This window comes from Collinsella sp. AM28-11LB, from assembly GCF_003469895.1.
GTDB lineage: Bacteria > Actinomycetota > Coriobacteriia > Coriobacteriales > Coriobacteriaceae > Collinsella.
This window is the reverse complement of record NZ_QSKJ01000002.1, coordinates 150332-160544: the sequence shown is the minus strand read 5'-3', so window position 1 is coordinate 160544 and position 10213 is coordinate 150332. Positions and strand designations below refer to the sequence as shown.

Here is a 10213-nt window from a genome sequence, read left to right as displayed (position 1 = left end):
GCCCCCCCGGGGACGGACAAATCTACTCAGTCTCGCCCGGTCGAGCGCCGCGGGCCAGGGCGTCCTGGTACTCCTTGACAGCCTTGAGTCTCTGCATGGGCTTAAGACGCTCGAACATGGTGTTGCCGTGCAGGTGATCGATCTCGTGCTGTAGGCACACGCAGAACAAATCGCCCGAAGCCTCGTAGCGAATCAGGTTGGCGTCCAGATCGTACGCCTCGACGACGACATGGTCGGGACGCTCGATCTCGCAGTTAATGCCCGGAATGGACAGGCAACCCTCACTAAAGGGCACCAGATGGTCACTCTGCTCAACAATGACGGGATTGATAAGCACGTACGGGTCGTAGTCGTTCTTGTCGGTGTAGTCGCAGTCGATGGTGACGAGCTGAATAAGCTCGCCGATCTGCGGGGCAGCCAGGCCGCAGCCGGCGTTCTCGAACATCATCTTCTTCATCTTCTCGGCAAGCGCCTCGATCGCCGGGGTGATCTCCTCGATGACGGCGCACTCCTGGCGCAGACGAGGGTCGGGCGACAGTACGATTCCGTTGGCTTCCATGGCCATCCTTTCGGGTTGTTACATCAAATCATAGGCATCGACGTCAACGCTCACGCTCACGCCGCGCGCAGAGCCCACCTCTTTGAGGCAGGCGTCGATATCGTCAGAGACATGGTACCCCACGGGCGACTTCACAAGCAGGTGGAAGCGATAACGGTCCTTGGCTCTCTCGATTACACACGAAGCCGGGCCCAGCACCTGCGGCACGGCACTCCCCGCCCGCAAAAAATTGGGCGCGGCGGCATGCCAGCGACGCTTGAGGAGCTTCGCGATGCGCCCAATATAATCCCGTGCATCATCTGCATTCGCCGACCACACCAAAATGTTGACTAGTCGAACAAACGGCGGATACAGCGCGTCGCGGCGCTGGTCCAGGTCGTGGTCGGTAAAGATCGAACGGTCATGCTCGGCAACGGCGCGAATGACCGGGTCCTCGGGCAGATAGGTCTGGATGATGACCTCGCCGGGGCGATCGCCGCGGCCGGCGCGCCCCGCCACCTGCTCCAGCAAATCGTAGGCACGCTCCCCCGCGCGAAAATCGGGCAGCTTGAGCGCAAAGTCGGCATTGACCACGCCCACGAGCGTGACCTCGGGAAAGTCGAGCCCCTTGGCGATCATCTGGGTGCCCAGCAGCACCGCGCAATCGGCGGCATCGAACTGCTCGAGCAGCTTTTTGTGCGCGTCCTTGCCACGCGTGGAGTCGGCGTCCATGCGAATGATGGCGACGTCCTCGGGAAGCATCTGGTGCAGTGCGTCCTCGATCTGCTGCGTGCCCAGGCCCATTTTTGCCAGGTAGCGGCTACCGCATTTGGGGCAACGGCTCGTGGGCGCCGGATACGGCTGCACGCGCCAGGACGATCCGCAGGTGTGGCACTGCAGGGTGTGCGTGCGCTCGTGATACGTGAGTGCGGTGGAGCAGTGGTTGCAGGTGGGCACGCAGCCGCATTCGCGGCACATCAAAAAAGGCGCAAAACCGCGGCGGTTGTGCAGCAACACGGCCTTTTCGCGACGCTTGACCACACGCTCCAAGCCCTCCATCAGCGGCTTTGAGAACATGGAGCGGCTGCCGTGCGAAAACTCGCGGCGCAGGTCGGCAATACGGACCGTAGGCAGCACGGCTTGTCCCGGGCGCTCGGGCATCTCGACGCGCGTCCAGGTGGCACCGTTATACGTGCCGCGGCGGCAGCGGTCGAGGGCCTCGGCAGAAGGCGTGGCCGAGCCCAGCACGAGTGGGCAGCGATAGCGGCGCGCCATCTCGGCCGCCACCTCGCGCGCGTGGTAACGCGGGCTGGAGCCTTGCTTGTAACTGGTCTCGTGCTCCTCGTCAATGATAATGAGACCCAGGTCGTTAAGCGGGCAAAAGAGCGCCGAGCGTGCACCGACGACCACGCGGGCGGCACCGCTGACGACCATATCCCACTGGTCCAGGCGCTCGCCGGCCGAAAGCCGCGAATGGAAAACGGCGACCGTCTCGCCAAAGCGCGAGCGGAAGCGGCCGACGGTCTGGGCCGTCAGTGAGATCTCGGGCACCAGCACGCAGGCCGAACGGCCGGCCGTCAGCACGCGCTCAATCGCCGAAAGATAAACCTCGGTTTTGCCAGAGCCGGTGACGCCGTCGACCAGCACCACGTCGCCATGAGCGTCCAGACGGGCGCGCTCAATCTGCGCGAGTGCCTGTTGCTGTCCGTTGGTAAGGGAGACTGGCGCCTTGCCGCTTGCCGAGGACAGCGTGGTCTGCTCGCTGCAGCCACGCCACGCACGGCGCTCCTCCACCACCACGACGCCGCGCTTTTCGAGCGCCTTGATGGTCGCCGACATGCTGTTATAGAGAAGGTTGAGGTCTCGGGTCGTGACCGGCCCGCACTGGAGCGCCTCGATAAGCTGACGCTGGCGGACCGCGGTCTTGGGCGGCGTATAGCCGAAACCCTCGGGCGTGAGCATGACCCAGCGATTTTGGATGGGCTTGACGGCGGGGCGCTCGACAGCCCATACGCCGTCATCGCCCTTGACCACACGCGGGCTGCCGCCCGGAGGCAAAAACAGACGCAGACACTCGGAAAGCGTTGCGACGTACTCGCGGCTCATCCAGCGTGCGATACGGGCAGCCTCGGCGGTAAAGAGCGGTTTGCTGAGGATGGCCTCGATGGCTTTAATGCGCGCGGGGTCGAAGGCGCTGTTGCCCTGCAGGTCGCCCAGCTCAGGTGCAATGTCGACGATATAGCCCGCGGCGGCACGGTTACCAAAGTGGACCAGGACCGTGGACCCGACCTGTGCCTCGTTAGCAAGGGTTTGCGGGATGCCGTAGGCGAATGGCTCGGACAGCGCACGCGTCGGGATGTCGAGGACCACGCTCGCGTAGGCGGCGATGAGGTCAGGTGTATGCTCGGGCTTGGCCGGTGCAGCGGCAGGCACGGGCGCCGCTGGAACCTCCTCCGGTTCCGGCGAACCAAACAGCGACAGTTGTTGAGCCATACACCACCTCTAACGAACGGACCTGAAAGGGCTGGGACAAAATAATCAGTAGTGTTTGTCCCATGGCCGATACGAGTGTCGAGCGTGTTGCGTCGCTCGAACATGGGGCAAACACTACTGATTATTTTGTCCCAGCAACACGCTCATCGGTACAGAAACAAGAGCCCCGCTCGGGTGAACGGGGCTCGGATACATACGTGTGCGCAGCGATTACAGTGCCATCGTGCGGGCGCGGTCGATGCGCGCCAGGCAGTCGTCGCGGCCGACGAGCGCCATGGTCTCGCCCAACGGAGGGCTCACCATGTTGCCGCAAACGGCGACGCGCACGGTCTGGAACACCACGCGCTTCTTGAGGTCCATCTGCTCGGGCAGCGGCTCAAGCGCGGCGTCGATGTTGGCAGCCGTCCACTCGTCCACACCCTCGAGCGCGGCCTTGGCGGCATCAAGAATGGCACCCATGCCCTCCTTGGCCAGGCCCTTGTTGACGGATTTCTCGTCATACTCGAGCGTCTCGGCCGTGGCAAAGATGGGAGCGGCGACGGTCACGGTGTCGGCCGGCATCTTGGTGCGCGGCTTGACGATGGCAGCGAGCGCGTCGATCCAATCCTCGCCGTACTCGACATTACCCTCGATGAGACCTGCCTCGTGCAGCTCGGGGACCATGATCTCGTCGGCAAACTGAGCATCGGACATGCCATTGATGTACTCGGCGTTGACCCAATCGAGCTTCTTGGGGTCGAAGGTCGCCGGGTTCTTGGAGATGCGATCGAGCGAGAACTTGCTGGCCAGGACATCGCGCGGGATGATCGTGGTCTCTCCGTCGAGCGACCAGCCGAGCAGCGCCAGGTAGTTGACGAAGGCATCGGACAGGTAGCCGGCGTCGCGGTACTCCTCCACCGAGGTGGCGCCGTGGCGCTTGGAGAGCTTCTTGCCGTCGGCGCCCAGGATCATGGAGATGTGGGCGAACGTAGGCACGGGCGCGCCGAGGGCCTCGTAGACCATGACCTGGCGCGGGGTATTGGACAGATGGTCGTCGCCGCGAATGACGTGGGTGATCTTCATCATGGCGTCGTCGACGACGGTCGCAAAGTTATACGTAGGCGTGCCATCGGAGCGGAAGATGACAAAGTCGTCGAGCTCCTTGGCGTCGAAGGTCACCTCGCCGTGGACGGCGTCGTGGATACGGACGTCGCCGCGGTCCTCGGGTACCTTGATGCGCAGGACGTAGGACTCGCCGGCCTCGATGCGGCGACGGGCCTCCTCGGGATCAAGATCGCGGCAACGGCGCTGATAGCCCTGAAAGGGGTCCTTGCGCTCCTGCGCGGCCTTGCGGTCGGCGTCGAGCTGCTCCTTGGTGCAGAAGCAGGGATAGGCCTTGCCCTCGTCCCAAAGCTTCTGGGCGGCCTGCTTGTACAGGTCCAGGCGCTCAGTCTGGGCGTAGGGGCCAAAGTCGCCGCCCACCTCGGGACCCTCGTCCCAGTCCAGGCCCAGCCAACGCATGGCGCGCAGGATGATCTGCGTATTCTCGTCGGTGGAGCGGGTGGGGTCGGTGTCGTCGATGCGCAGGATGAACGTGCCTCCGTTTGCGCGGGCAAAAGCCCAGTTATAAATAGCGGTGCGGGCGCCGCCGATGTGCAGCTTGCCCGTCGGTGAGGGTGCAAAGCGGACGCGAACGTCTGATGCCATGGAAATCTCCTCGATTGCAGGATGGATGTCGAACCGTACCAGTATAAAGCAACAATGCCCACCTCCGCACAAAGGGCACCGACCCAGTCATTGGGTAGCTAATTTGGGACGGGGCTTTTTTAGCTACCCTATGTCGAGGTAGGCCTCTGGCTCCGAAGACTCCGGATTGGGTAGCTAAAAAAGCCCCGTCCCAAATTAGCTACCCCCAAAGCGATGTATGACTAGGTGCGGAAAGGGTGTGAATGTTTGATTTACGCGCTATGATATGCCCTTGCATAGAGAGCCCGGCGGAATGGTAACGGTCGCCGGGACACGTTTTTGAAGGGACTATCATGTCAGAAGAACTTCGTTCCATCCCACCCCAACACGGGTCCTTTGTTTTTACGTCGGAGTCGGTGACCGAAGGTCATCCCGATAAGATCGCTGACCAGATCAGCGACGCCATCCTCGACGCAATCCTCGCCAAAGAAATAGAGCTCCAGGAACAGGGCTACATCGCCCCCAACGGCGTGCCTGCCAACGTGGAGAACGTCCGCTGCGCCTGCGAGACCCTCGTGACCACCGGCACCGTCATCGTCGCCGGCGAGATTCGCACCCAGGCCTACGTCGACGTACAGGAAATCGCCCGCGGCGTTATCCGCCGCATTGGCTACAACCGTGCCAAGTTCGGTTTTGACTGCGACACCTGCGGCGTTATGAGCCTCATCCACGAGCAGTCGCCCGATATCGCCCAGGGCGTCGACGAGTCCTTCGAGACCCAGACCGGCGCTACCACCGACCCGATCGACCTGATCGGCGCCGGCGACCAGGGCATGATGTTCGGTTATGCCTCCAACGAGACCAAGACCCTCATGCCCATGCCACACTACCTGGCAAGCCGCCTGGCCGAGCGCCTGGCCGCCGTGCGTCACGACGGCACCCTCGCCTATCTGCGTCCCGACGGCAAGACCCAGGTCACCGTGCGCTACGAGGAAGGCAAGCCCGTCGAGGTCACGACCATCGTCATCTCCACGCAGCACGCCGCCGAGATCGAGGACATGGGAAAGATCAAGGCCGACCTCATCGAGCACGTCATCACCCCGGTCATGGCCGCCGAGAACATGCCGTGGGACAACGCGGACATCTACGTGAACCCCACCGGTCGCTTTGTCGTGGGCGGCCCCATGGGCGACACGGGCCTCACCGGCCGCAAGATCATCGTCGACACCTACGGCGGCTACGGCCGTCACGGCGGCGGTGCCTTTAGCGGCAAGGACTGCACCAAGGTCGACCGCTCCGCCGCGTATGCCGCGCGTTGGGTCGCCAAGAACGTGGTCGCCGCCGGTCTGGCCGACCGCTGCGAAGTCGAGCTTGCCTACGCGATCGGCGTTTCCAAGCCCCTCTCAATCATGGTCGACACCTTCGGCACCGCGCATGTTGCCGAGGACAAGATCGTTGAAGCCGTAGAGAAAACCTTCGACCTGCGCCCGGGCGCAATCATCCGCGACCTAGACCTGCGTCGCCCCATCTACGAAAAGACGGCAGCCTACGGTCACTTCGGCCGAGAAGACGCCGACTTCACCTGGGAGAAGACCGACCGTGTCGAAGAACTCAAAGCAGCCTGCGGCCTGTAAGCTAACCCGAAAAGCTACAGCAAATAACAACGCACCAAAAGAAGTACCGACTCCAACCGGTACTTCTTTTCTATTTAAACGGTGGTGAAGATAAGCCGACCTGGGACATGGAATAGGTCACATGCCGATAAATATTGCAGCAGAGCGACTCCAACCATGTATCCTAAGTTCCGAGGGCTTTAGTATTTGGTCGATCGCGAGTTCCGCACGAGCCGGAGGCCACTTAATGTGGCCTCCGTGCGAGCAGGACTGTCCGAGCAGGCGACCAAATACCAAAGCCCTCGGAGCGGCGGGACAGTGTATGCCCCGCCCTCGGGACGATGGGACAAAACAAAGGAGCACCCATGGCAGGCAAGCCGCAAACACTAGCTACGACCTCAGCATTCGAGATCTTGGGCCCCGTCATGGTCGGCCCCAGCTCATCGCACACCGCCGGCGCCCTGCGCTGCGCCCAAGTTGCCGCCAGCCTGCTGGAAGGCCGCATCACCAAAGTCACCTTTGGCCTGTGGAACTCCTTCGCCCACACCTACCGCGGCCACGGCACCGATCGTGCGCTCGTCGCGGGCATCCTGGGCCTCGACACCGATGACGAGAACATCAAGCAGGCCTTCGACCTCGCACGCGAGCAGGGCCTCGAATATAACTTTGACATCAAGGGCGATGACGCCTCCATCCACCCCAACACCGTCGACATCGACATGGTCGACGACACGGGCGCTACGGCACAGGTCCGCGGCGAGAGCCTGGGCGGTGGCAAGATGCGCATCAGCCGCATTAACGGCGTCGGCGTTGACATCTCGGGTATGTACTCCACGCTCTTCGTGGCGCACCAGGATGTTCCCGGCGTGCTCGCCGCGCTCACGAACCTGCTCGCCTACGCCCACGTGAACATCGCCTTCTGCCGCACCTACCGCACCGAGGTGGGCGGCCAGGCCTACTCCGTCTTTGAGACCGACGGCGCGCCCGACGACACCGTTGTCCCTATGCTGCGCAAGCTCGACAATGTCGATTACGCGACCTTTATCGAGCTCCCAGGTTCTGCCTCGTCGCTCTCCCCCGGCGTCTCAGCAAAGGAAATCTTCGACGACGGCGAGCAGCTGCTCGATGCGTGCGAGGAACTGGGACTCAGCATCGGCGCCGTCATGGCCCTGCGCGAGGCGCGTCTGACCGGCGAGGCCCACGCCGTCGCCGCCATGCGCCGCGTGCTCGACGTCATGCGCGAGGAGACCACGGCCCCCATCGTCAATCCGCAGCGCTCGCTCGGCGGGCTTATCGGCGGCGAGGCCAAGCTTGTCGATGCCACCGGCCGCAACGACCTTGGCTCCAACTTAATGGGCCCCGTCCAGACCGATGCCGTGGCCCGCGCCATGGCCGTCCTGGAGCGCTCCGCCACCATGGGTGTGATCGTCGCTGCCCCCACGGCAGGCTCCGCAGGCGTCGTGCCCGGCTGCGTGCTGGCGCTCGCCGATCACCTTCAGCTCGACGACGAGCAGGTGATAGACGCGCTCTACTGCGCAGCCGCCATCGGCCTCAACCTCACCACGAGCGCCTGCGTTGCCGGCGCCGAGGGCGGATGCCAGGCCGAGGTGGGAAGCGCCGCCGCCATGGCTGCCGCCGCGCTGGTGCAGATGCTCGGCGGCACGCCCGAGCAGGCGCTTGACGCCAGCTCCATCGCGCTAAGTAACCTGCTGGGCCTCGTTTGTGACCCCGTCGGAGGCCTGGTCGAGGTGCCCTGCCAAAACCGCAATGCCATCGGCGTGGCAGCGGCCTTTAGCTCGGCACAACTCGCCCTCGCCGGCATTAAGAGCCTGGTGCCGTTTGACCAGATGGCACATGTCATGCTCTCGGTGGGCCACGCGTTGCCGGCCACGCTGCGCGAGACGGCAAAGGGCGGCATCGCGCAGGCTCCGGCCGCGCTTTCGGCCTGTGCAAAATGCGGTGTGTGCGGGTAGTGACCAAGAACGACTCGATAGTGGGACAACTGTCCCACCTCTTTTGAATGCCACCGTTTCCGTACCACAAACAACTAGGTAATCGCTATAATGCAAGCCCAGTAAAAACACGATGAGCCGCAAGGCGAAATTCGAAGGATATGCATACGATGTCGCAAAATGATCGAACTCAACTGATTCCCGATCCGCAGCAGCCGAGCAGGCACACCGGTGGCGTTCAGTCGCCGCGTCCTATCGCGCCGAGTCACGGTCAGCAGTGTGGTGCGGCAAACGCTTCCCAACGCCCGAACCATCAACGTCAGCAGCGCCAGGCAAACGGCAATGCGCCCAGGCAGCCCCCCGCGCACGGTCGAGGCGATCGCGGCCCCGCGCGCAAACCCGCCGAGAACAATAAGTCGGGCAAAAAGACGACGCTCTTTGTCGTCCTGGGTCTTATCGTCATTGTCTATATCGTAGGCGTCGTAGCGTTTTCGCAGGTAGCCTACCCCAATACCACCATCGCCGGCGTCGACGTCTCGTTTTCCAACGCTTCGTCTGCCGCCACCAAGGTCAACTCGGCATGGAAGCACTATAAGCTCACCGTGACAGGCGATGACTTTAGCTGGACCTATCAGCCCGAGTCCGATGAGCCCATCGTCGACGGCGAAACTGCCGCAAAAGAGATTATCAGCCACAACGAAGCCTTTGTATGGCCGGTCCGCCTTGTGGAATCCTTAAGCGGAAAGACCAAAACAACCGCTACCTCCAAAGAAGTCGATCTTGATCAAGACGTCGACCTGTCCATGCTCTCCGACACTTTTGACCAAAAGAAGTTTGAGGAGGATCTGGGCGCCGCCATCGACGAGTTTAACGAGGGGCGTTCGAGCACGTTCGAGGCCAATAGCTCCTATGACGAGCAGGCCGGCAAGTTTACCGTCGAGAAGGCGCGCTCCAACGAAAAACTCGACCGCAAGCATGTTATTAAGTATGCCGAGCTCGAGCTTGCCTCGCTGTCCGAGACCGTAGACCTTTCCAAGCTCGGCAACGATGCCTATGAGCCGCTCAATGGAACGCTGACCGATGATCAGATTCAGGCCGCATGCGATGCCGCCAACAACTTCCTGGGCGTCAACGTGACCCTCAAGCTCAACGGCGAGGATGCCGGCAAGGTTGATGGCAGCTCCGTGTTGCAGTGGATCAGCTTTGCCGATCCGGCCAACCCCACACTCGATACGTCACAGATCAGCAGCTGGGCAACCGAGCTCGCCAACGGCTTTAACACCGTGGGCTCCACTCGCTGGTGGACGCGCGCCGATGGCAAGCAATGCGCAGTTGAAGGCGGCGACTTTGGTTGGTCCATCGACAGCGGCTCGCTCGCCAAGCAGGTCGAGGACGCCATTAACAACAAGCAGACCGGCGAAATCGAGATCAAGTACTCCCAGAAGGCCGACACCTTTACCGCAAAGGGAGAGCCCGACTGGAAGGCATACGTCGATGTCGATCTGTCCGAGCAGCACGCGCGCTACTACGACGAGAGCGGCAATATCGTGTGGGAGGCCAACTTTATCTCAGGAAAGCCGGGTGAGGACGCCACTCCCGAAGGCGTCTGGCAGATCAACAGCAACGACGGCGCGAGCACGCTGATTGGCGCCAAGGACCCCGAGACGGGCAAGCCCAAATACGAGAGCCCGGTGAGCTACTGGATGCCGTTTGAGGGCAACATGATCGGCTTCCACGATGCCACCTGGCAAAACGACAAGAGCTTCGATAACGCCGAGTCGTACAAGTGGTGCGGCAGCCACGGTTGCATCAACCTGCGCATGGCCGACGCCAAGGCACTTCACGACTGCATCAAAGTCGGCCTGTGCGTGGTTGTCCACTCGTAGTGCAACGGGCGCATTCATACAGCGTGGAACCGCTGCGACCAATCTAACAGTTCCGAAAGAAACCGT

The 10213-nt window shown here is 62.4% G+C and carries 6 protein-coding genes; 3 read left to right on the top strand and 3 right to left on the bottom strand.

What is annotated here, in order from left to right:
- Positions 1-22: 22 nt before the first annotated feature.
- The 3 genes from def to gltX all read right to left on the bottom strand — a co-directional run bounded on the left by def (position 23) and on the right by gltX (position 4717).
- Positions 23-559 (bottom strand): peptide deformylase, encoded by a 537-nt coding sequence (gene def, locus DW732_RS02645; RefSeq protein ID WP_117742857.1) that lies wholly within the window; start codon positions 557-559, stop codon positions 23-25.
- A gap of 18 nt (positions 560-577) precedes the next feature.
- A complete protein-coding gene (gene priA / locus DW732_RS02640) occupies positions 578-3031 on the bottom strand; it encodes a primosomal protein N' (RefSeq protein ID WP_118098556.1) in 2454 nt (817 codons plus the stop codon).
- A 210-nt stretch (positions 3032-3241) separates the two neighbouring features.
- Positions 3242-4717 carry a glutamate--tRNA ligase gene (gene gltX / locus DW732_RS02635; protein ID WP_117735086.1) on the bottom strand — a complete coding sequence of 492 codons (1476 nt, stop codon included), beginning with the start codon at positions 4715-4717 and terminating at the stop codon, positions 3242-3244.
- A gap of 332 nt (positions 4718-5049) precedes the next feature.
- Here gltX and metK point away from each other — a divergent pair, with 332 nt between their 5' ends.
- From metK to DW732_RS02620, 3 genes are all read left to right on the top strand, one after another.
- A complete protein-coding gene (gene metK / locus DW732_RS02630; RefSeq protein WP_118098554.1) occupies positions 5050-6330 on the top strand; it encodes a methionine adenosyltransferase in 1281 nt (426 codons plus the stop codon).
- A 344-nt stretch (positions 6331-6674) separates the two neighbouring features.
- Positions 6675-8282: an L-serine ammonia-lyase, iron-sulfur-dependent, subunit alpha gene (gene sdaAA / locus DW732_RS02625; RefSeq protein ID WP_118098552.1), complete on the top strand. Its 1608-nt coding sequence runs from the start codon at positions 6675-6677 to the stop codon at positions 8280-8282.
- A 149-nt stretch (positions 8283-8431) separates the two neighbouring features.
- Positions 8432-10147: a L,D-transpeptidase gene (locus DW732_RS02620; RefSeq protein ID WP_158567321.1), complete on the top strand. Its 1716-nt coding sequence runs from the start codon at positions 8432-8434 to the stop codon at positions 10145-10147.
- Positions 10148-10213: the final 66 nt, after the last annotated feature.

Coding starts and splice junctions, on each gene's coding strand:
- sdaAA (WP_118098552.1), top strand. CDS start 6,675: ATGGCAGGCAAGCCGCAAACACTAGCTACGACCTCAGCATTCGAGATC.
- def (WP_117742857.1), bottom strand. CDS start 559: ATGGAAGCCAACGGAATCGTACTGTCGCCCGACCCTCGTCTGCGCCAG.
- metK (WP_118098554.1), top strand. CDS start 5,050: ATGTCAGAAGAACTTCGTTCCATCCCACCCCAACACGGGTCCTTTGTT.
- gltX (WP_117735086.1), bottom strand. CDS start 4,717: ATGGCATCAGACGTTCGCGTCCGCTTTGCACCCTCACCGACGGGCAAG.
- priA (WP_118098556.1), bottom strand. CDS start 3,031: ATGGCTCAACAACTGTCGCTGTTTGGTTCGCCGGAACCGGAGGAGGTT.
- DW732_RS02620 (WP_158567321.1), top strand. CDS start 8,432: ATGTCGCAAAATGATCGAACTCAACTGATTCCCGATCCGCAGCAGCCG.